General features: G+C 45.3%; 20 protein-coding genes, 1 tRNA gene and 1 pseudogene. 14 read left to right on the forward strand and 8 right to left on the reverse strand.

Annotated elements, in window-relative coordinates:
• The first annotated feature begins 79 nt into the window (after positions 1-79).
• From NST33_RS09655 to NST33_RS09675, 5 genes are all read left to right on the forward strand, one after another.
• Positions 80-565, forward strand: a complete 486-nt coding sequence (locus NST33_RS09655) for a hypothetical protein (protein WP_339307749.1) — start codon at positions 80-82, stop codon at positions 563-565.
• Positions 566-815: 250 nt separating this feature from the next.
• Positions 816-1562, forward strand: a complete 747-nt coding sequence (locus tag NST33_RS09660) for a DeoR/GlpR family DNA-binding transcription regulator (protein WP_017689448.1) — start codon at positions 816-818, stop codon at positions 1560-1562.
• Between the two features lie 2 nt (positions 1563-1564).
• Positions 1565-2476: a 1-phosphofructokinase gene (gene pfkB / locus NST33_RS09665; RefSeq protein ID WP_221823270.1), complete on the forward strand. Its 912-nt coding sequence runs from the start codon at positions 1565-1567 to the stop codon at positions 2474-2476.
• A gap of 96 nt (positions 2477-2572) precedes the next feature.
• Complete coding sequence (locus tag NST33_RS09670) at positions 2573-4540, forward strand: fructose-specific PTS transporter subunit EIIC (RefSeq protein ID WP_339307752.1); 1968 nt, start codon at positions 2573-2575, stop codon at positions 4538-4540.
• Positions 4541-4739: 199 nt separating this feature from the next.
• Entirely contained in the window at positions 4740-5528 is a 789-nt protein-coding gene (locus tag NST33_RS09675; RefSeq protein WP_221823274.1) for a class I SAM-dependent methyltransferase, read from the forward strand.
• Positions 5529-5670: 142 nt separating this feature from the next.
• Here the strand turns inward: NST33_RS09675 and NST33_RS09680 are convergent, their stop codons facing one another.
• From NST33_RS09680 to NST33_RS09690, 3 genes are all read right to left on the reverse strand, one after another.
• A complete protein-coding gene (locus NST33_RS09680; protein ID WP_074094414.1) occupies positions 5671-6810 on the reverse strand; it encodes a zinc-dependent alcohol dehydrogenase in 1140 nt (379 codons plus the stop codon).
• 79 nt (positions 6811-6889) lie between these two features.
• Positions 6890-8053: an oxalate decarboxylase family bicupin gene (locus NST33_RS09685; protein WP_221823276.1), complete on the reverse strand. Its 1164-nt coding sequence runs from the start codon at positions 8051-8053 to the stop codon at positions 6890-6892.
• Between the two features lie 137 nt (positions 8054-8190).
• Positions 8191-9039, reverse strand: coding sequence for an SDR family NAD(P)-dependent oxidoreductase (locus tag NST33_RS09690; RefSeq protein WP_339307755.1), 849 nt, complete (start codon positions 9037-9039; stop codon positions 8191-8193).
• Between the two features lie 172 nt (positions 9040-9211).
• On the opposite strand from NST33_RS09690, the gene NST33_RS09695 reads away from it, so the two are divergent.
• The gene (locus tag NST33_RS09695) at positions 9212-9646 is read left to right on the forward strand and encodes a MerR family transcriptional regulator (RefSeq protein WP_260632914.1); all 435 of its coding nucleotides are present in this window, start codon (positions 9212-9214) and stop codon (positions 9644-9646) included.
• A gap of 67 nt (positions 9647-9713) precedes the next feature.
• Here the strand turns inward: NST33_RS09695 and NST33_RS09700 are convergent, their stop codons facing one another.
• A complete protein-coding gene (locus tag NST33_RS09700) occupies positions 9714-10646 on the reverse strand; it encodes an AraC family transcriptional regulator (RefSeq protein ID WP_221823282.1) in 933 nt (310 codons plus the stop codon).
• 159 nt (positions 10647-10805) lie between these two features.
• On the opposite strand from NST33_RS09700, the gene NST33_RS09705 reads away from it, so the two are divergent.
• The 5 genes from NST33_RS09705 (at position 10806) to NST33_RS09725 (ending at position 15484) form a co-directional block, all read left to right on the forward strand.
• Entirely contained in the window at positions 10806-11081 is a 276-nt protein-coding gene (locus NST33_RS09705; protein ID WP_221823284.1) for an Atu4866 domain-containing protein, read from the forward strand.
• Between the two features lie 24 nt (positions 11082-11105).
• Positions 11106-11843, forward strand: a complete 738-nt coding sequence (locus NST33_RS09710) for an SDR family oxidoreductase (RefSeq protein ID WP_221823286.1) — start codon at positions 11106-11108, stop codon at positions 11841-11843.
• A 59-nt stretch (positions 11844-11902) separates the two neighbouring features.
• Positions 11903-12805: a LysR family transcriptional regulator gene (locus NST33_RS09715; RefSeq protein ID WP_076209057.1), complete on the forward strand. Its 903-nt coding sequence runs from the start codon at positions 11903-11905 to the stop codon at positions 12803-12805.
• Between the two features lie 160 nt (positions 12806-12965).
• Positions 12966-13703 (forward strand): fused MFS/spermidine synthase, encoded by a 738-nt coding sequence (locus NST33_RS09720; protein ID WP_339307758.1) that lies wholly within the window; start codon positions 12966-12968, stop codon positions 13701-13703.
• Between the two features lie 269 nt (positions 13704-13972).
• Positions 13973-15484, forward strand: a complete 1512-nt coding sequence (locus tag NST33_RS09725; RefSeq protein WP_313771486.1) for a sensor domain-containing diguanylate cyclase — start codon at positions 13973-13975, stop codon at positions 15482-15484.
• A gap of 50 nt (positions 15485-15534) precedes the next feature.
• On the opposite strand, the gene NST33_RS09730 is transcribed toward NST33_RS09725, so the two are convergent.
• Both NST33_RS09730 and NST33_RS09735 read right to left on the reverse strand, forming a co-directional pair.
• Positions 15535-15897 carry a helix-turn-helix domain-containing protein gene (locus NST33_RS09730; protein ID WP_017689435.1) on the reverse strand — a complete coding sequence of 121 codons (363 nt, stop codon included), beginning with the start codon at positions 15895-15897 and terminating at the stop codon, positions 15535-15537.
• Positions 15898-16120: 223 nt separating this feature from the next.
• Positions 16121-17113 (reverse strand): Gfo/Idh/MocA family oxidoreductase, encoded by a 993-nt coding sequence (locus NST33_RS09735; protein ID WP_221823292.1) that lies wholly within the window; start codon positions 17111-17113, stop codon positions 16121-16123.
• A gap of 222 nt (positions 17114-17335) precedes the next feature.
• Here NST33_RS09735 and NST33_RS09740 point away from each other — a divergent pair.
• Positions 17336-17419, forward strand: a tRNA-Leu gene (locus tag NST33_RS09740).
• Between the two features lie 105 nt (positions 17420-17524).
• On the opposite strand, the gene NST33_RS09745 is transcribed toward NST33_RS09740, so the two are convergent.
• Positions 17525-17710 carry a hypothetical protein gene (locus NST33_RS09745; RefSeq protein ID WP_221823294.1) on the reverse strand — a complete coding sequence of 62 codons (186 nt, stop codon included), beginning with the start codon at positions 17708-17710 and terminating at the stop codon, positions 17525-17527.
• 158 nt (positions 17711-17868) lie between these two features.
• Here NST33_RS09745 and NST33_RS09750 point away from each other — a divergent pair, with 158 nt between their 5' ends.
• Entirely contained in the window at positions 17869-19023 is a 1155-nt protein-coding gene (locus NST33_RS09750; protein ID WP_221823296.1) for a sn-glycerol-1-phosphate dehydrogenase, read from the forward strand.
• A 221-nt stretch (positions 19024-19244) separates the two neighbouring features.
• Here the strand turns inward: NST33_RS09750 and NST33_RS09755 are convergent, their stop codons facing one another.
• Positions 19245-19841: a helix-turn-helix transcriptional regulator gene (locus NST33_RS09755; protein WP_017689431.1), complete on the reverse strand. Its 597-nt coding sequence runs from the start codon at positions 19839-19841 to the stop codon at positions 19245-19247.
• Positions 19842-20256: 415 nt separating this feature from the next.
• Between NST33_RS09755 and NST33_RS09760 the strand changes: the two are divergent.
• Positions 20257-20673 (forward strand): annotated as a pseudogene (locus NST33_RS09760) (phage holin family protein); the annotation flags it as partial.
• Position 20674 lies beyond the last annotated feature (1 nt).

A 20674-nucleotide genomic window follows, 5' to 3' on the forward strand; every position in this document is an offset into this window, starting at 1 on the left:
TTTCATATGATGAAGGTTACACTTGCCTTTAATTTGTTGTAAAATGTCGGTTGGAACATGTTAAAGGCAGGGATAATAGATGAATGAAATGAACTATGAACAATTTAGAGCCCATTTGAAGAAAGCGTCGCGTAAACGAAATGTACCTTTGATTAAGATCGTAGCATTTCAAGAGAAATACATGAAGATTGAAGAAGTTCAATTTTACGATGTGGAACAAAATCATATGAGTGTTCAGGCCTGCAATACGTTGTGGATGCATCTGGAGAATAAATCTTTCCGTAATATGGTGTCCCAACATTTGCAGTTTTATAGAGATATGGAGAACCTGGGTCGGCATTCCTTTGAGAATCTGATCAAAGAACTATATGATACGTCTGTTCCTGTGCTGCTCGATTACAATCCCGCTCATTATTACACCTCGGGGCAGCTCGCTGAGATTCTGGTCATGGACGAGGAGAGGCTGATTGAACAATTGGAGATGGGCCGCTTCAAGGGGGCTTTTATTAATGAAGATGGAAAATGGCTTAAACTCAAACCTGATGCAATGGTTGTAGAGTCATAAACGTCATAAAGTTCCCATGATAAGCAAAATCCTGCAACACCGCGCATCAAGCGCTGGAAGCTGCAGGATTTTTAATGGAGACACGAAGGGCACGGAGTTCCTACTTTAAAAACATGAAGAGAGAAAGGGACAATTGGACAAGAAAATAAGTCAAAAGATGCGGGTTTTGAATGTTTTTAAATTATTTTGAATGAAGTTGGTTGTTTTTTGAGTGGATTATGATACTATAGAAGCAGTTGGAGGAATGAAGATGCTGACTGAAGAACGATATGCTGCAATTATAGAGCGCTTACATTTACAGGGAATTGTGAAATTGCAAGAACTAGTTGATGTGTTGGGTGCTTCTGAATCAACGATTAGGCGTGACTTGATCGATCTGGAGAGTCGTCAGATGCTCAAACGCATCCACGGCGGTGCCGCACTGGTGAATGAAAAAACGCTGGAACCGGGCATGGAAGAAAAAACGTTCAAAAACATTCAACAAAAAACGACGATTGCCCGTTTGGCTGCACAGGAGATCGAAAATGGCGAATGCATTTATCTGGATGCAGGGACGACAACGTTAGCCATGATTCCTTTTATTGAAGCTAAAGACGTAACGGTTGTTACTAACGGACTTTCACATGTTGAAGCTTTGGTAAGCAAACGTATTCGCAGTTATTTGCTCGGAGGTATGATGAAAATTCATACAAAAGCAGTCATTGGCAGTATCGCATTACAGAACATGGATAATTTCCGTTTTGATAAATGTTTTCTTGGAAGCAACGGAGTTGATCCCGAAATGGGGTATACAACACCGGATCCGGAGGAAGCCTTGATTAAAAGGCGTGCACATCAATTATCGGGAAAATCTTATGTGCTGGCTGATTCCAGCAAAATAGGGGAAATTACTTTTGCCAAATTGTTTGATTTGGAGGAGGCCGATTTGATTACTGAGCAGATGCCAGAACACTGGCGGCCTGGAATCGCCCAGAAAACTAAAATAATTGAGGGATAACGATGATATATACGATAACACTTAACCCGTCCATTGATTACATCGTGGAAGTGGATGAGCTGAAACTTGGCGGATTGAATCGAATGAATCGGGATTTGAAGCTCCCTGGCGGCAAAGGCATTAATGTCTCTCGCATACTGAATCAACTTGGAGCAGATAACACGGCCATTGGTTTCCTTGGTGGATTTACTGGACGTTTCATTAATGACAAATTGCAAGAAGATAACATTCGGACAGACTTTGTCACAATTGCAGACGATACTCGCATTAACATCAAGCTGAAGCATAGAGAAGAGACAGAGATTAATGGTCTTGGACCTGCAATTAGTGCCGAAGAGGCAGAGCAGCTACTTCACAGATTGTCTTCATTGGAAAAAGGAGATATTGTCATCCTCTCCGGAAGTGTGCCTCCTTCACTTGGAACGGATTTTTATGATCGTCTCATTAAAGTATGCAAGCAAACGGGTGCCGAATTTGTGATTGATACAACTGGCCCTGCGTTAATGGAAGCTCTTGAACATGCACCATTGCTGGTGAAGCCAAATCATCATGAACTGGCTGAACTGTTCGGTGTAACGATTGATACACGTGAGGAACTGGTGTTATACGGGCGTAAGTTGCTGGAAGCCGGTGCTAAACATGTGTTGATTTCCATGGCAGGTGAGGGTGCACTATTCATTACCAAAGCGGAAGTTCATCATGCTAATGTGCCAAAAGGCACTGTGAAAAACTCGGTTGGTGCCGGTGACTCCATGATTGGCGGATTCGTAGGTACTTATGTACAGAGCGGAGATTTGCTGGAAGCTTTCCGCACAGGGGTTGCATCTGGAAGCGCGACTGCGTTCTCGGATGATCTGGCAACACGTGAATTGATTGATGAACTACGCAATCAAGTGACCATTACGACAATCTAGTTTAAAAGACATATAAAAGCTTTTCATTGTAATTGTAATTGTAATGTAGTGAGGCCTGCCTACGCGGGCCGACTGAACTTAAGGGAGTGTACCAAGATGAGAATAACAGACTTGATGATCCAGGAAACCATGATCATGGACCTGCAAGCCACAACCAAAGATGAGGCTATTGATGAACTGATTTCAAGCCTGAACCGAAGCGGACGAATTAATGATCCGGTCCTGTTCAAGGAAATGATCTATAAAAGAGAAGCTGAATCCAGCACGGGGATCGGTGGCGGAATTGCGATGCCACATGCCAAGACAACAGCAGTGAATGAACCAACGGTTGTATTTGCCAAGAGTAGAAAAGGGCTTGATTTTGAAGCGTTGGATGATCAGCCAGCTCATGTGTTCTTCATGATTGCGGCTCCAGAAGGCGCAGGTAATACCCATCTGCGTACGCTTGCAGCTCTTTCGAGGTTGTTGATTGATAGCGATTTCATCTCACAACTGATGAGCACAGATACACCTGCAGAAGTCAGTGCATTGTTTGATGCCAAACAGGCGGAAGCAGCAGAGAAGGAAGCAGCCAAAGAGAAAGCAAAAGCTGAAAAAGCTGCCAATGCCGCATCCGCTTCTACTACTGGTCAGCAACAGAATACTTCTGGTGTGATTGTAGGTGATGCAAATTCGGAAGATTTTGTTGTCGCGGTTACAGCCTGTCCAACAGGTATAGCTCATACATTTATGGCTGAAGATGCACTTAAAAAGAAAGCTCAGGAAATGGGCATCAATATTCGCGTAGAGACGAACGGTTCCGAAGGCGCACAGAATGTTCTCACTGCTGACGAGATTGCCCGCGCCAAAGGGGTTATCGTTGCCGCAGACAAAAATGTGGAGATGGCACGTTTCGATGGCAAACCGGTATTGCAAAGACCGGTGAGTGATGGAATTCGTAAATCCGAAGAGCTGATTCGCAAAGCCGTTAACGGTGACGCACCGATCTATCACAGCCAAGGCGGAAATGCCAAAGAAGATGGCGCAAACACTGGTAAGATCAGTGTAGGTAGCAAAATCTATAAAGATCTGATGAACGGGATTTCACATATGCTTCCGTTTGTCGTAGGTGGAGGAATCCTCCTGGCTATTTCATTCCTTATTGAACAGCTTGCGGGCGAGGATAATCCCCTCTTCCAGCTGCTTCAAACGATCGGTGGCGGAACAGGTGCGTTCCACTTCCTGATTCCGGTACTTGCCGGATTTATCGCGATGAGTATTGGTGATCGCCCGGCCCTGATGCCTGGTATGGTCGGTGGATTGATGGCAGTTAACTCAAACGCCGGTTTCCTTGGTGGTCTGGCTGCCGGTTTCTTGGCGGGTTATGTAGTTATTGGTCTCCGTAAGTTGTTCAAAGGATTGCCAAAAGCGATTGATGGCTTGAAACCAATCTTGCTGTATCCGGTATTTGGTTTGCTGATCGTAGGTGCCATCAGTTTCTATGTCTTTGATCCAATCTTTGGTTCCCTGAACACCTGGCTGGTAGATGCACTAGGTAACCTGGGTACAGGTAATGCGGTATTGCTGGGCTTGCTGCTTGGCGGCATGATGTCCATCGATATGGGTGGACCATTCAACAAAGCGGCTTACACGTTCGCCATTGGTGTGTTCACATCCAGTGGTAACACAGACGGTGCATGGATGGCAGCGGTTATGGCAGGCGGTATGGTGCCTCCTCTGGCGATTGCACTTGCAACAACGTTCTTCAAATCCAAATTTACAGAGCAAGAACGCAAATCAGGCCTGACTAACTATGTACTTGGATTTTCTTTCATTACAGAAGGTGCAATTCCATTTGCTGCGGCTGATCCATTGCGTGTATTGACTTCTTGTATTCTGGGTTCCGCTGTTGCTGGCGGATTGACACAATTGTGGAGCATTAATGTGCCAGCTCCGCACGGCGGCATCTTTGTTGCAGCACTGGCGAACCACGCATTATTGTTCCTGCTCGCTGTTGCAATTGGTTCTGTGATCTCCGGTCTGATTCTGGGACTGTGGAAGAAGTCACCAACGCTTGTGAAGTAACAGATATAAGAAACATCTCCTGGGTGAAATTCACTTGGGAGATGTTTTTTATTTCAGCTTTTTCGTCAGGTAGTGGAAAGTTGCTTCCGTATTTGTGTAAAATGCTTATTTAGCTTTTACATTCATGTGTGGTAAACTAAATATAATTATATTTTGAAACTATGTTTCGTCTGATGAAACTTATGCGGAGGGAATTGGAATGTCTGATGTAATCAAAAGTCAGGTGCAGAAGCAGTTTGCGAAAAATGCAGGTAAATACGTGACGAGTTCGGGGCATGCCAAAGGTGAAGATCTCGCGTTGCTCGTGGCTTCATCTCAAGCTACTCCGGATATGAACGTGCTGGATATCGCCACAGGGGGAGGGCATGTCGCTAATGCATTGGCTCCACTTGTTCAGCGGGTGACAGCCCTCGATCTAACGGAAGAAATGCTTCAGGTAGCTGAACGATTTATCCAGGGGAATGGACACGGTAATGTAGATTTTGTAGCCGGGGATGCAGAGAAGCTGCCATTCGATGATGATGTCTTTGACCTAGTGACCTGCCGAATTGCTGCCCACCATTTTCCGGATGTTTCTTCGTTTGTTCATGAGGCATTACGAGTTATGAAGCCCGGTGGAAGGTTGTTATTCATTGACAACGTGGCACCTGAACGTGATGAGAATGACCAGTTTTACAATGAAGTGGAGAAGTGCCGGGATGCAAGCCATGTTCGAGCATGGCGCAAGACGGAATGGATTCATATGCTGGAGTATGCCGGCTTCCGAATGGTAACGATGGTTTCCTTCCAGAAACGCTTTAAGTTTGAAGAATGGTGTAACCGTGCAGCACTGCCGGAACGGGAGAGAGGGGAGCTTGAAGCAAGCATGTTGAGTGCACCGTCTATCATTAGAAAATTTTTCGATTTTGAAGTGACCAAGAACGGGAAGCTTGACAGCTTCCAAGGAGAAAGTGTGTATATCCAAGCGATTAAACCGGCTCATATCTGATTAGGTAAAGGACCATTTAGCTGAGCAGTTTATGCAACGGTAACAGGATGAATGTGAATGTTGATAAAATAAAACAAGCAGAGTACCTTGAATAGGTAGTTCTACTTGTTTTATTTTGCATATTGATAATCAAAGCGACGGTTCAGGGTTTTAGTATAACTTTGGTACATTCGTCTTCATGATCGTTGAAAATGCGGTATGCATCGCTTGCATTCTCCAGTGAAATCCGATGGGAGATGATCTCCGTTGGATCAAATTCACCAGCAGTGATTTTGCGGAACAATTCAGGCATGTAATGTATAACAGGAGCTTGTCCCATTTTAAGATTGATATTGCGTTCAAACAAATTACCTAACGGAAACATGTTGTAGGAAGAGCCATATACACCCGTAAGTTGGAGTGTACCGAATTTGCGGATCGCTTTCATGCCGATTTCAATCGCACTCAGTGAACCGCCGTGAAGTTTCAGCTTCTGCCCGATTTCTTCCAGCATGTTCTTTTTACCATCCATACCTACACAGTCGATAACAACGTCGGTTCCGCCTTGTGTAATCTCGCGAATGTGCTCACCCATATCATCGTAATCTTCGAAATTAAAGATCTCTGCATCGTTCAAACGTTTGGCTTTCTCCAGTCGATAGGGCAGGCGATCCACAGCAATAACGCGTTTGGCACCTTTCATCCAGGCGAACTTCTGCGTCATCAGCCCAATGGGTCCGCTACCGAGTACAGTGACTGTATCTCCCGGTTTAACTCCGGCATTCTCGACGCTCCAGTATGCGGTTGGAAGAACATCGGACAGGAACAATAGGGCTTCATCTTCCAGTTCACAGGATTCCGGAATCACAAACGGAGTGAAGTTCCCGTAGGGAACACGCAATAATTCTGCCTGACCTCCGGGGTGATTTCCGTAGCGTTCGGTGAACCCAAAATAACCCCCTGTATGAATATCCGGATTGCCATTGGAATTATCGCACTGGCTCTCCATGTCATGATTGCAATAGAAGCATTCACCACAGGCGATGTTAAAAGGCAGGACCACACGGTCCCCCTTCTTCACACGTGTCACTTCCGGACCTACTTCTTCTACTATGCCCATCGGTTCATGACCGATAACGTAATCTTTTGCAGCAGGCAAGGCTCCCTGGTAAATATGCAAATCGGATCCACATATAGCTGTGGAAGTAATACGAACGATAATATCATCCTTCTGTTGCAGTTTGGGATCTTCAACCTCTTTGACTTGAATGTCCTTGATTCCCTGAAACGTAACGGCTCTCATCTTTCATATTCCTCCTTATATAGTGGGATTCTCTGACAATTACCCCATTTCAGCTTAAATGATAGATATACATACTAGATTAAACGACAGGCCATTTTACTTTACGCAAGGCATTGAGCAACTCAGGCGGCGCATTCAGATTGTCACGGACCAGATCCTGCGGGGTTAACGCCATCCACTGATTCAGCGATACATCCTCGAATCGATCACTTCGGAATATTTCCAAAAACCATAAAGTGTCTGTGCCGGTATTCTCTATATAGTGTCCCATTGCGACAGGAACATATCCGACATCTCCAGCCCGATAGTCAAATGTGCGAGCAATGCCATTGCCTCCAAAGACAGTCATTCTTCCTTGTCCTGTCAGATAGTATTGCCATTCATCTGCATTGGGATGCCAGTGCAGTTCACGTATAGCACCAGGTCTGATCTCAACAAGTGCGGCTGCAACGGTAGTTGAGATGGGGAAGTTGGTGGAGTCTACAATCCGGACGCTTCCGCCAGGTGTAATTAGCGGTTCCTGAGCCAGCAATCGGTGTTTGAATGTGAGAGGAACGGTACCGTATGGCGACTGAACTTCCTGGCTTTCGATGGAACCCGGAACGGTATCTTGGAAAATGTAGACCTGTTCCTTTGGCATCGACTGAAATGCAGATTCGGGCACACCGAAATTGACAGACAATACCTCTGGTGGTGTATGGGCAAACCAATCGGATATGGATAACGTATTCAGATCGGAGAAGGAGCCATCATCAAACACGAGCAGAAATTCACAACCATCCTCCAGTCCCTGAATGGAATGAGGCAGACCTTTTGGAAAAAACCAAAGATCGCCAGGCCCGACATCCGCAATAAAATTACGTCCGTTCTGATCTACCGAAGTGATTCTTGCCGTTCCCCAGATCATATAGGCCCACTCCGATTGTTGATGCCAGTGCAATTCCCGTACACCTCCCGGTGTCAGGCTCATGTTCACACCAGCCAGTGTAGTGGCAATAGGGAGATCCCGTACGGTGATTTCACGTGACCAACCCCCATGGTTCAATTGCATATGGGTATCGGAAAAAGACATTTTCAGATTGGGCAATAACCCGTTATCGGTTGCCGGAGGTACCAGCATATCGGGGTTTTGTATATCTCTCATGACGTCTCTCGGTCCCAGATCAGGTCCTCCTGCGCCATCACTGCGAATGGGTTGCGGGATGATAAATGGTTTTTCGTTTGGTTGCTGTCCTTTGGTCATGAAGTTATCCCTCCAGATTCAGTCCCATGGCACACGCGACATGGTATCGTTATGTTTACACCTATGAATCAGGGCCTGGATAATATGAGGGACAACATCCATCATGATTAAGCTGGGTTGGTTGGGGGCTTTCCTGACTACAGTGTACGGAAACGCTGTTCATAAATCTCGTTTACCCGGTGGAGAACGGCAGGGCCCTGCTCTGTGAAACGAAGTGCTGTCGCCTTATTTTTCACCAGAAATGTACCGGATTCATGTCTGGTGGGTGATAAAGTCGCACTGTAGAGCAATGAAGCGCCATGACTTGGATGGGGAAAGAACCATTTCATAATGGGTTTGATATAGAAGGGCAGGCCGGATGTTTTGTTGCCCCTTAGCGTATTATTTCCACCGGGATCTACGCTTAGCAGTTGTATGCCACCCGCACTGGCAGACTTGGCAACCTCGCGTGTCCATAGGGATAAACCGAGCTTTGAAATGGCATAGGGACCAAACAGCTTTTTGAATTCAGCTGGTCGTTCCAGGATGTTCAGATCGAATTGTTTGACCATTTTGAAAGCAGTGGTAGAGGTATTAACGACGGTTTTCATCTGTCCTTTGAGCAATAGATCAACTAAATCCATGTAGATGATGTGAGGGACTACCGTCTGAAGTTCAAAGTGCATTTCATGCCCCTGATCAGAAAAACGAAGTTCAGCAGCGCTACCTCCTGCATTATTAAATAAAACATCGATCGAATCGGTATCGGATTTAATCTGATCCAGTGCCGTTCTCAGACTGTCGTAGTTGGTCAGGTTGGCCTGAACCAACCGGAGCTGGCCTGATCGTAATGCATTCTGAATATCGGTATCGTCAGTCGGGAAAGTGGAACGATTGAGACCGATGACCTGCCATTGTTCAGCCAGTAACTTGCGTGTCAGTTCAAGACCAATTCCTGACGTTGACCCTGTGATGAGAGCGGTGCGAAGCTGATTTTGTATATTCATATATACCTCCAGAAGAAATGAGATTACAGAACGAATCTGTATGCTGCGCTCATTCTATAACTTGGAGTCGACTCCAAGTCAAGGGGGGAGATAGGAGAGCCGATCATGCTTGACTTGGAGCTGACTCCAAGTTGTAATATGGAGAGAAATGAAAGTGGAGGAGGCCCATATGATGAGCGAAAATGAATTGTTCTCCATTAAAGAAACGTCAGAACAGGCCGGATTATCGGAAGATACAATTCGTTATTATGAGAAAATTGGACTTCTTCCTCGAGCTGAACGCAAGGTCAATCGGCATAGGGTATACCGCCTGGAAGATATTCACACGATGAAGTTGATCACTTGCCTGAAAAAAACAGGGATGTCTCTGGAGGAAATGAAGCCTTATTTACAAATGTCCATGGATTCCGATCTTGCTGATTTCCCGGATGAACGGGAGATGCTGGTGAATCACCGGAAGAAAGTTGAAGCCCAGATTGCTTCGCTACAGCAGGTGGTTGATTTTATCGACGAGAAGTTGGAGAAACGAAGTATGTATCCTGATGAATGTCCTATTAGCGGGGAGAATCAGTTGTCTGTTTTTGAAAAACAGAACCTATTCTCTTGATGGCGCTGCTGCCTATATGAATCCGAAAACCCACGTCATGATGACGCGGGTCTTTTTGCTGTTTCTATTATTTAATATCGAGTGTATGACGAAGTCGTTTGATATCGCTTTTGGGAGGGAGACCATACATGCGGGCATACTCCCGGCTGAATTGAGACGGACTTTCATAGCCAACCTGGAACGCAGCGTCGGCGGCATCAGTTGAACCTGCAAGCAGCATTCGCCGGGCTTCATGCAATCGAATTTGTTTCTGGAATTGCAAAGGGCTCATGGCGGTAATAGCTTTGAAATGATGATGTAATGAGGAAGAACTCATGTTGATCATGGCAGCAAGTTGTTCAATCCGAAGTGGCTTAGCATAATCAGATTGGATGACTTCGATCACCTTGGCGATGTGCTGTGCATGACTGTCCTGAATAGCAAACTGCTTGATGGAATGTCCATGTTCATCCTGAATAATACGATATAGAATTTCGCGGATAAACATAGGGGCAAGAACGGGAATGTCTTCAGGTGTGTCCAGCAGCCGAACCAATCGGATCACGGCTTCAAGAAGGGAAGGTTTGGTTGAGCTAACAAACAATCCTCTTCGTGTTGAATGGTCAGGTTTGGGTTGTGCAGAAGACGTATCCTGAATCAGATCGAAAATCTGCCCTGAATCAAAATCCAGTCGAATACATAGATAGGGATGTTTGGTTGTAGCCTTTACAACCTGCCCTGAAATAGGCAAGTTTACGGAAGCTACCAAATATTGTGACAGGTCGTAGGTGTAACTCTCGCGGCCGAGTATAACTAATTTGGAACCTTGAGCGACAATGCAGAGGGCAGGCTGATGAACGGAATATATGGGTTGTGAGATCTCGGAGGCACGGATTAAGGCAAGGGATGGAATTGCTGTTGGATGTATCCCGTCATTTGGGGTGAAATGCTCAATAAGTTGAGCCAATTGTTGCTGCTGCTCTGTGATGCCTGTATCTGCTTCATTGGTTTTGATAAACATGAATTGCAGCCCCCTTGTAAACCACTATTACTATTATTTTAAAACGCGCTGGAGGAATAGGCAAGAATACTGCGGGATTTTTCTATCGTACAACGACTGATCCTCTACATAATGGAGATAAGCAACGGAATCTTTTGAAGCAGAGAGGAGTGAGAAACAATGGAGCGCAATTCAATGGGCGACCAACAAGAACCCAAACACCCGTATGTGGGGATGTGGGTCACAAAGGATGGATATATCAGACACGAACTTCTTCCTTGCGGTAGATATGATGAAGCAAGAGGAGATCGGCAAAGTGCATATCAGGGTTGCTATGTTGTTCATGGGGAACATATAGAATACGTGGATGATACGGGATTTACAGCGGATGGAGACTTCAGGGACGGCGTTTTGTATCATGCAGGCATGGTTTTGTATAGAGAAAATGTACAATAACAACCAAATAAGGAGCGATATAATATGTCCAATGTAAAAGGGAAAGTTGTTGTGATTACCGGTGCGAGTAGTGGAATTGGTGAGTCAACAGCTCGATTGCTTGCACAGCATGGAGCGCATGTAGTTATTGGAGCTAGGCGTGTGGACCGTTTGGAGACATTGGCCTCCTCCATTCGTTTGGAGGGCGGATCAGTGGAGTATCATTCGCTGGATGTTACCAGATTGGAAGAGATGCAAACCATCGTTGACCTCGCTCTAACTCGCTATGGACGTGTCGATGTTATTTTAAATAACGCTGGAGTCATGCCGCTATCTCCCCTTGAAGCGTTAAAGGTAGATGAGTGGAATCGCATGATAGATGTTAACATTCGTGGTGTTCTGCATGGCATTGCGGCTGGACTACCCGTCATGAAAAAGCAGGGTTTCGGCCAGTTTATTAATATCGCCTCTATTGGAGCCTATGCCGTGTCACCAACGGCAGCGGTGTATTGTGCAACCAAATACGCAGTCCGCGCCATCTCGGAGGGGTTGCGACAGGAAGTAGGCGGAGATATCCGCGTAACCCTTATATCACCAGGCGTGACGGAATCGGAACTCGCGGATACGATTTCTGATGAAGAAGCACGTGATCTCATGAAAGAGTATCGGCGCATATCCATTCCCGCCTCGACGATTGCGCAAAGTATCTTGTTTGCCATTAGCCAGCCGGCAGAGGTGGACGTAAATGAGATTGTAGTCAGACCGACAGCAAGCATGGCTTAAGGTCTGATCCTCTTTTGGTATATAATAGATTCAATTGATACGAAAAGAGGAATAGTGCAGTGACATTACAACAACTAAAATATGTGATCGAAGTTGCCACGCGCGGTTCCATGAATGAAGCAGCCAAAAGGTTGTTTATCTCGCAACCCAGCCTTTCGAATGCCATTCGGGATCTGGAGCAGGAGTTGCGAATTACTATTTTTGAACGCACCAATAAGGGAATATCTCTGTCTAAAGAAGGCGTTGAGTTTCTGAGTTATGCACGTCAGGTGGTAGAACAAGCTGAATTGCTGGAGAACCGTTATCTGAACGCCAAGCCATCCCCGCAGCACTTCTCCGTATCGACGCAGCATTATGCGTTTGCAGTGAATGCCTTTGTTCGTCTGGTACAGCAGTATGGTCAGGATGAATACGAGTTGGCGCTTCGGGAGACAAAGACCTACGAGATTATTCAGGACGTGAAAAGCCTGCGTAGTGAAATTGGCATCCTGTATTTGAATGAGTTCAATGCTAAGGTGATTAACAAATTGTTAAAAGATGCGGGTCTGGTCTTCACGAGCTTGTTTACAGCGAAGCCCCATATCTTTATCAGTGTGAAGAACCCGCTGGCGAAGCAGGAGTCGGTTGCCATCGAGCAATTGCAGGATTATCCGTACTTGTCATTTGACCAGGGAGAGTACAATTCCTTTCATTTTTCCGAAGAGATCCTGAGTACGTTATCTCACCCCAAAAGCATACAGGTTAATGACCGCGCAACATTGTTTAACCTGTTGATTGGTCTGAATGGTTATACGATCTCTACGGGTGTACTTAGCGCTGATCTGAACGGAAACGAGATTATTCCTGTACCGCTGGAATGTGAGGAATCCATTAATGTAGGGTGGATAAGCCACAAGAGTACTTCTCTCTCTAATCTGGGCGTAGCATATGTCCAGGCTCTGCATGAGGCCATAGGGTCTTAGAAGTGTTAAATGGTTCATCAAAAGGCCGTTTCCGGTTGAGTCGGAACGGTTTTTTTGTTGTACTATGATCTTTCAAGTATAGGGTGGAATGTTGTCATCCCGTGTAATAGAATGAAGGTATATGTCGAATAGGCGTAAGAGATCGAAGGGAGAACGGTTAGTGAGAGTTCTGTATCGGAATAAAAGTGAACAGCATGAGCTGACGGTATATGATACCAAAAAGCTTTATGGAGAGAAGGGTCAGTTTCGTGTATTAGAATTCTCGAACGCAGCTGTGCAGGGAGCCATGGATCTGGATGAGCCTAAGCGGATGGTGTTGGAGTATCCGAGAGCGATGGTGCATCTAATGGAACGGAATGATCCTGAGTTTGATACCGTATTTGTGGTGGGACATGGTATTGGCACATTGCCAACCTACTTGTCTGATCGTCAGGTAAAAGTGGCTGAGCTTGACGCAGAGGTCGTGGAGTTGAGCCAAACCTTTTTTGGATATGAGGGAAGTCCTGTGCTCATTGGGGATGGTCGTGAATTATTAGGCCAGGAAGCCGCTGCGACATATGATTATATTATTATTGATGCCTTTACGGCAACGGGTACACCGGAGCAGTTTATATCCAGTGATTTTTTTGCCATGGTCAAGGACAAGCTGGACTCGGACGGAGCTGTGATCATTAATGTGTTCGGGCGTGCGGGCAACGATCGGCTTGTCAATGCGATCTATACGACACTTCAGGCGCAGTTTGTCTATACACGTGCATTTGCATTACCTACAGAAACAGCGGATGAAGTTCAAAATCGCGTTTTAATGGGTAGTCATCACCCGATCGAATTTCAGGTTCGTCAGATGGCAGGGTTTGTTGAACAAGAGCCAGAAGAAGGTTATATCATTGTCGATTAGGGCGATCCTGAACAGTGATTCTTCCAGGGAAAGTAAAATGTCATTAAATCGTCAATCTTACGATGTAATTGTTAAGATTTCTCAAACTCTTTATTTGATCTTAACAACTTTCGTATAAGATAGAAGGAATATGCCTTTTCATGAAAATCCGGGGGAAGTAAACGATGATTGCACAGATCAAGAGATCTAGATTACGAAAAAAAATAAAAAACATCAAGAAGATCAGCCTCACGGCTTTACTCGGCGGGTTGGTCACTATTTCAGTTATAATGACATTGACCCTCATGGTCATCTCATCTTATACATCTCAGAAACAGTCACTCATTGATAACACCCTGTCCCTAAACTATGCAAGCGCTGTGCAAATGAGCCAAACTCTGGATTCGCTTTTTGATTCCATGCAGGAGAGCTTAAAATATGCAACCCAGTATTTTCCTGATGTGGATCGCTCCAATACAAAAGAGTTGAATTCCACATTGGATTTGGTTCGCAATAGCAGTAATTTTTTTAATTCCGTTTCTTTGGTAGATAAAGCGGGAGTAGTCAGGTCTACTTCACCTTACTCACAGGCTAGCGTAGGTCACCATGTTAGTTCCAATGCAGCAAAAGAAGCGGTTAGTTTGAGGGCTTCGTATATCTCCGAAGCGTACCAGACACCCAGAACCAAACGCAGAATTGTATTTGTCAGTGAACCGATCTTTGATTTGGCAGGGGAGTACCAAGGAACGATTGGTGGAAATATCTTTTTACAGGAAAATAATATATTGAGTCTGTCTTTTGGCAGTCAGCTCAAGACAAGTAATGGTTCCTACTTTTTTATTGTGGATAAGAAGGGCACTTTGTTATTTCATCCAAACACCAACCGAATTGGTGAAAATGTCAGTGAAAATGAAGTGGTGCAAAAGCTGTTAGCAAACGAGAACGGTAAGGAACAATACAAAAACCTGGCAGGTGTGGATTCACTTGCAGGTTATTACAAAGTTCCATCAACAGGTTGGGGCGTCGTAATCGTGTCTCCAACCCAAACGGTGTACGATCAGTTGAATCATCATATCCGTATGTTGTTGCTGTACACTTCAGTGCCTTTCCTGATCCTGACCCTTATTGTGGTTCGGGTTGCACGCAAGCTGGCCAGTCCTTTTGCTATGCTTGCTGATTTGGTGAATCAGGTCGATAAGGGACAAGTGGATCTACCGGTGATAAAACCTCACTGGAATAGAGAGGCAGACCTTCTAACGAGAGCAGTTGTTGGCGCATTGGCGAACTTTAGAAAACAGACAAACCAGCTTGTCTATGATGCCAGAACCGATGTTTTAACAGGCATGAACAATCGCAGAACCTTCGAAGAAGTCATTCAGGAATGGATTCAGGATGAGGTGCCGTTCTCCATTATTGTTCTGGATATCGACCGCTTCAAGTCCATTAATGATACATTCGGGCATCATGCTGGGGATGAAGTATTGAAACACATTGCCAATATCATTCAATTGTCTGTTCGACCAGAAGATGTCTGTGCCCGGTTTGGTGGAGAGGAATTTGTAGTCTTGTTAAGAAATTCCGAGTCTAACGTGGCTTTTGAGATTGCTGAACGTATCCGAATAACGGTCGAAGAAAGCGTATTGCCTATAGATCGTTCCGTCACCATCTCGGCTGGAATTGCTGAATATCCGAAGCACTCCACAACATCCACAGAACTGTTTCACTTGGCGGATAATGCATTGTATCAAGCGAAGGAAGAGGGACGTAACCGAACAGTTACGATTCAGACGGTTATTAAATAAGCAAGCAAAGAAGCTGTCCCCTAAGAATAAGGGACAGCTTCTTTTGTGTATTATACCTCTTGTGAGGATCTGGCCAGAACCTCATTTGTATACGTTTCTCCCCAATCTCGCATGCTGAAGATAATCGGCCGTAACGTCTCACCAAATGGTGTGAGGGAATACTCCACTTTAGGTGGGATCTGGGGATATATTTCACGATGAACAATTCCGCTGCCTTCCAACTCTCGAAGTTGCAGGGTGAGCATACGCTGGGTGATGTCAGGAAACAATTTTCGGATCTCGTTAAATCTCAAAGGACCGGAGAATAAATGATACAAAATGGCACCTTTCCACTTGCCTCCGATCACACTAAGGGTAACTTCTACGGAACAGCCGTATGGCGCGGGACATAGCTTGGTTGCGTCCTTTTTCATTATAAGTACACCTCCACTTTACGGTGATTTTCTATAGTATCTATTTGGGTGGTTACATTATATAAAGTACGTATGGTACATGAAAGAGCATATCACTTATAATTCAGATTATAAACCCTAATTCTAGGCGAAGGCAGATGCGATGATGTCTATAAGATAAAAAAGAGCCCCGGTTTCAGGCTCCTCTCTGGATGTATAAAATATGATGATGAGCGTATATCCGCTACTTCAGTGACGCTAGAATGGTGTCACATAGAGCCATCGTTGCAATATTATCCTTGGCGCTGGAATGTGGGACAGTCTGATTCTGGCAACACGCGATAAAGTGCACCATTTCACCAACAAACCCGCGTAGATAAAGGTCGCGATAAGCTCCTGACATGGGAGATCCGGAAGGTGTATATACGGTATCTTGCTCTTCGAGAGATTTCCAGGGAAGGTTGGTCGAGCTTCGGGATTGATGAACAGTAAGTGTGTTGATCTCTTCAACTGACGCAAATCCGTTGTCGAAGGTGACGAGTACACTTTCACTCTCCCGTGACCAAGCACTCATGCCGGTAAAATAAGCGCTGCCTACGACGTTATTCTCAAATACAAGGGAAATGCTTTGATTAATGTGTTCCCCATCCTTCACAGTTGTGCCTGTAACCCGTATTACTTCCCCGAATAAGTAACGCATCAGATCGACCATATGAATGGCAGCGAGCTTCATGAACTGTTCCTCATCCTTGCAAAATGGAGTACTGTCTACAGCGAATTTCATCTGGAATGAACGTACCTTACCTAGCGAACCACTATCAATGAGCTCCTTCAGCTTTATGTATACGGGGGCATAACGTTTCATAAAACCGACCATGACAACGACTTCAGCCTGCTGAGCAGCTTCTGCTACAGTGGCGGCTTCTGCTGCATTCCATCCGAGCGGCTTATCCACATATACATTCTTGCCTGCCCGAATGCATTCAAGGACAAGAGCGGTCTGATCTACAGGCTGGGCGACCACAACGACTCCGTCACAGATTTCCTGCTGCAACATAAGCTGAGCATTGTCATACGCTTTTCCGTTGCTGCCAAATCGCAGCAGAGCTGCTTCAGAGCGTTGCATACTCCGTGTGGCAATGGCCTGGATCCGCGCTCCGGCTTCAACAACAGAAGGGTAAATATTCGTGGATGCATGAAACCCGGCACCGATAAAGCACAGATGGGTTGTTTTCAAGGTGGATCTCTCCTTCATTTTTGCATTCGTATGGTTGAATATTTGTTTTATTGCTACGATAGGGTATTTGAAGTTGAGAAAAAAGGACATATGTCCTTTTTTTGAATGTATAAAAAAGAAGTTGCATTTTTATTTTGGAGCATGTATACTCTGAATTACGGTAAAACAAGGAATTGCTTCACCGGAACGCTTTTCATCGATGGATTAGGAGATACATATTATGCGGTCGTGGCGGAATTGGCAGACGCGCACGGTTCAGGTCCGTGTGGGCTAACCCCCGTGGAGGTTCGAGTCCTCTCGACCGCATCTAACAAAAAAGGTTCGTGAGTTGCTCTAGGGCAATTCACGAACCTTTTTTTATTTTGTGGATCATTCGTGTGAAGCCTACATTTTGCTACCAGCATGCCAATGCTAATGTTGCCGCTGGCGCAGAATGACTGCCGTGATGACCCCGGCAATGGCTCCTGCAATACCAAATAGCGTAACACTGGCAACCACTTCAACCGACTGGAGACGAAACAAAAAAGCGATACCGCTGCCAAAAGTGGTTCCGGCGAGAAATCCGAGCGAAATTCCTAATTCTTTCGTTAATTTCATTGCTTCACCTACTTGGAAATGTGAGATATGGATTTGCAAATATTGGGTACAGGCAGTAAAGTGTGATCAGGAAAATCATCACATTTTATTTCCTTTTTTATCTTGTGGTTTTAACCCGTTAATTATGCATGATATCTCATATGGGAGGGTAAGAGCGAATGAATATGAACGAACGAATTGCAGCATGGAATGAGGAAGCACAGCAGTGTGCTTGCGGTCATCAACACCGGATGGTGGATATGCTGATTCATCTGGAACCTGGGGCCATTCAGAGGTTACCGGGTTATTTGTCTGAGCAAGGATATCGTCAGGTGACAGTTGTTTATGATCGACATACGTTTCGGGCCGCTGGATCTGATGTGCTGAGTAGTATTCGCGAAGCTGGAATGCATGTGGATGAGATCTCTATACCGGAGAATCGTACGGGTGATATCATTGCGGATGAAGCAGCTATTGTACAGGTCATGTTGGGTGTGAGACTCGAAAGTCAGGCTGTAATTGCGGTGGGTTCAGGTACCATTCATGATCTGGTGAGATTTGTTTGTTCCAAAATGAACAAGCCCTTTCTGTCGATACCGACAGCGGCTTCAGTGGATGGGTTTACCTCTGCGGGTGCACCCTTAATTGTAAGCGGCATCAAACAAACATTTCAGGCTGTTCCGCCTGAGGCTATCTTTGCCGATCTGGATATTCTGGAGCAAGCCCCCCAAGTGATGACAGCTGCCGGATTCGGAGATATGCTTGGTAAATATACTTCACTTGCAGACTGGATTGTTTCTCGTGAACTGGGCGGAGAACCGTTCTGTCCAGTTGCTTATCGGATGACAGAAGAAGCGCTGAAGACCTGCGTAGATCATGTACAAGCTATTTCGGAGGGGCGAGCAGAGGGAGTAGCTGTATTAATGGACGCATTAATTATTTCCGGTATCTCCATGCTGATCATTGACCATTCCCGTCCGGCATCCGGAGGTGAGCATCATCTGTCCCACATCTTGGAGATGGATCTGATGCAAGCGGGAGAAAGACCGGTTCTGCATGGTGCCAAAGTTGGCGTAGCTTGTGCGTTGCTTACGGTGAAATATAAAGAGCTTGCACAGACATCGGGTGAACCGGTGTTTGGGATATATGACCAATTGCCGGAGGCTTCTCAGCTCATCGCATGGTTGGAACAAGTAGGTGGACCTGTGACTACTGAGCAACTCGGTGTAACTCCGGAGATGGTGGAACATGCGTTCAACACAGCGCATACGCTTCGTCCTCGATATACCGGATTGAGATATATCAATGAAGTATTAAACACGAGGTTAGGATAACCTTTTAGCGAGAACGGTCATGATGAAATGTATAAACTTAGCTTGTAGCTGGCTGTGATGGCTCTCCTTGGGATCAAAAGGCGAAATAGGGTAGGTTACTGACATTTCTCAGGGAATAGCCAGAACAGTGCTTCAAGTCCGAGAGAGAAGGCATGTATTTCATTTTAAAAAGGCTCTGGCCTCCCTATGGGGAGATCAGAGCCTTTTGGCTGTTCGCTTATTTAGTTGTTGCGACGATCTTTCAAGATGACATCTGCGAACAAAATAGTTTTCGGGATACGGAAGAATTGCTCCGCTTGTTCCTGAAACGCAGCAGAAGGCAGTGTTCCCTGATGCAGCCATTTGCGGAAAGTGCCGGGATGAACCCCGATCCAGTGGCTGACATCTGTCACCGACAGATCATGGACCATACACAAGCCTGTCAAAATACGGTTACTAACCGGAGAACGGGTCACCGTACGCTTCATGAAGCGAGATGACTCGGGTTGACATATGACAGGGCTATTACGCACAACTTCTTCATTGAAGAGAATATGACGCGGGTAGCCGAGTAATTGGCAAGTCTTGTCCAAATTGGTACTGCCGGGTATCCGTCCTTCATATACCCACGCACTGACACTGCGTGAAGAGATGGAGAGGTCTTCAGCTAGCTGGGACAACTTGATATCATTGGCCATCAGCACGGCAAGAAGAACACGATTGCGGATTTGACAGCGTGTCGGTTTTCGGAATCGTTTAACACGGACGCCTTTTCCCAAGTATTTACGGTTGATCAGAGACCACGCCTGGATGGAATGTTGTTCTGGTTGATTAGGCATATTTCCTCCGATTTTTTTTAACCAAATACTACAATAAACAACGGGGTACTTTCAAGTGCCGGGTTTACCGGTTACAAATGCATCAATGCGTCAATTCATGATAAAGAGGGAACTACGAACTAGACCATGCGCAATTCACATCCTAGTATATTCCTAGATTACAATGTTTCACTAAAAATGAGGGGAGAAATTCGGCAGGAATAAAAATAATATAGTTCTAATTACTTATTATTAGGTCTAAAGAACTTTTATCTGTTTTTTGTTGATATGATGCGGTTTATTTCCCTGAATTCCCCAAAAGCATGTGATTTTCGTTCCCCTGCTGCGAAGAGGATGTGCACAAATCTGAAATGATAAATCCGCATGTTCAGCATGACATGTGACCTGTCAAATCTCTTACTTTTACATATATTGTATGATACTCAAGTGTAAGGGAGAGGTGAGGAACGTGCATCTATCTGTGAATACCTTTGCTGCCATCTCGGGAGCATTTGTTACGTTTGCTTTTGGCGGATGGGATCAATTGCTGAGCCTGCTCGCGGTCGCGATGGCTGTGGATTATATAACAGGTTTGGCAGCGGCGGTAAGAACAGGTACCGGGTTAAATAGCAACATTGGATTCTGGGGGATTGCTCGCAAAGGGCTCATGCTGACTGTTGTTTTGCTTGCTCATCGAATTGATCTGATCATGGGAACCGATTTTATCAAAGGCGGAGCTATTTATTTCTATCTGGTGAATGAACTCATTTCGATTACCGAGAATTATGCCAAAATCGGTCTTCCATTGCCTGCAAAGCTCAGACAGGCCATTGCAGTGTTGAAAAAACAGGAGG

The organism is Paenibacillus sp. FSL L8-0435, assembly GCF_037965655.1.
GTDB lineage: Bacteria > Bacillota > Bacilli > Paenibacillales > Paenibacillaceae > Paenibacillus.

Bases quoted from the DNA above. Each gene is read 5' to 3' on its own strand.
- NST33_RS09655 (WP_339307749.1), top strand. From the start codon at position 80: ATGAATGAAATGAACTATGAACAATTTAGAGCCCATTTGAAGAAAGCG.
- NST33_RS09660 (WP_017689448.1), top strand. From the start codon at position 816: ATGCTGACTGAAGAACGATATGCTGCAATTATAGAGCGCTTACATTTA.
- pfkB (WP_221823270.1), top strand. From the start codon at position 1,565: ATGATATATACGATAACACTTAACCCGTCCATTGATTACATCGTGGAA.
- NST33_RS09670 (WP_339307752.1), top strand. From the start codon at position 2,573: ATGAGAATAACAGACTTGATGATCCAGGAAACCATGATCATGGACCTG.
- NST33_RS09675 (WP_221823274.1), top strand. From the start codon at position 4,740: ATGTCTGATGTAATCAAAAGTCAGGTGCAGAAGCAGTTTGCGAAAAAT.
- NST33_RS09680 (WP_074094414.1), bottom strand. From the start codon at position 6,810: ATGAGAGCCGTTACGTTTCAGGGAATCAAGGACATTCAAGTCAAAGAG.
- NST33_RS09685 (WP_221823276.1), bottom strand. From the start codon at position 8,053: ATGACCAAAGGACAGCAACCAAACGAAAAACCATTTATCATCCCGCAA.
- NST33_RS09690 (WP_339307755.1), bottom strand. From the start codon at position 9,039: ATGAATATACAAAATCAGCTTCGCACCGCTCTCATCACAGGGTCAACG.
- NST33_RS09695 (WP_260632914.1), top strand. From the start codon at position 9,212: ATGAGCGAAAATGAATTGTTCTCCATTAAAGAAACGTCAGAACAGGCC.
- NST33_RS09700 (WP_221823282.1), bottom strand. From the start codon at position 10,646: ATGTTTATCAAAACCAATGAAGCAGATACAGGCATCACAGAGCAGCAG.
- NST33_RS09705 (WP_221823284.1), top strand. From the start codon at position 10,806: ATGGAGCGCAATTCAATGGGCGACCAACAAGAACCCAAACACCCGTAT.
- NST33_RS09710 (WP_221823286.1), top strand. From the start codon at position 11,106: ATGTCCAATGTAAAAGGGAAAGTTGTTGTGATTACCGGTGCGAGTAGT.
- NST33_RS09725 (WP_313771486.1), top strand. From the start codon at position 13,973: ATGACATTGACCCTCATGGTCATCTCATCTTATACATCTCAGAAACAG.
- NST33_RS09730 (WP_017689435.1), bottom strand. From the start codon at position 15,897: ATGAAAAAGGACGCAACCAAGCTATGTCCCGCGCCATACGGCTGTTCC.
- NST33_RS09745 (WP_221823294.1), bottom strand. From the start codon at position 17,710: ATGAAATTAACGAAAGAATTAGGAATTTCGCTCGGATTTCTCGCCGGA.
- NST33_RS09750 (WP_221823296.1), top strand. From the start codon at position 17,869: ATGAATATGAACGAACGAATTGCAGCATGGAATGAGGAAGCACAGCAG.
- NST33_RS09755 (WP_017689431.1), bottom strand. From the start codon at position 19,841: ATGCCTAATCAACCAGAACAACATTCCATCCAGGCGTGGTCTCTGATC.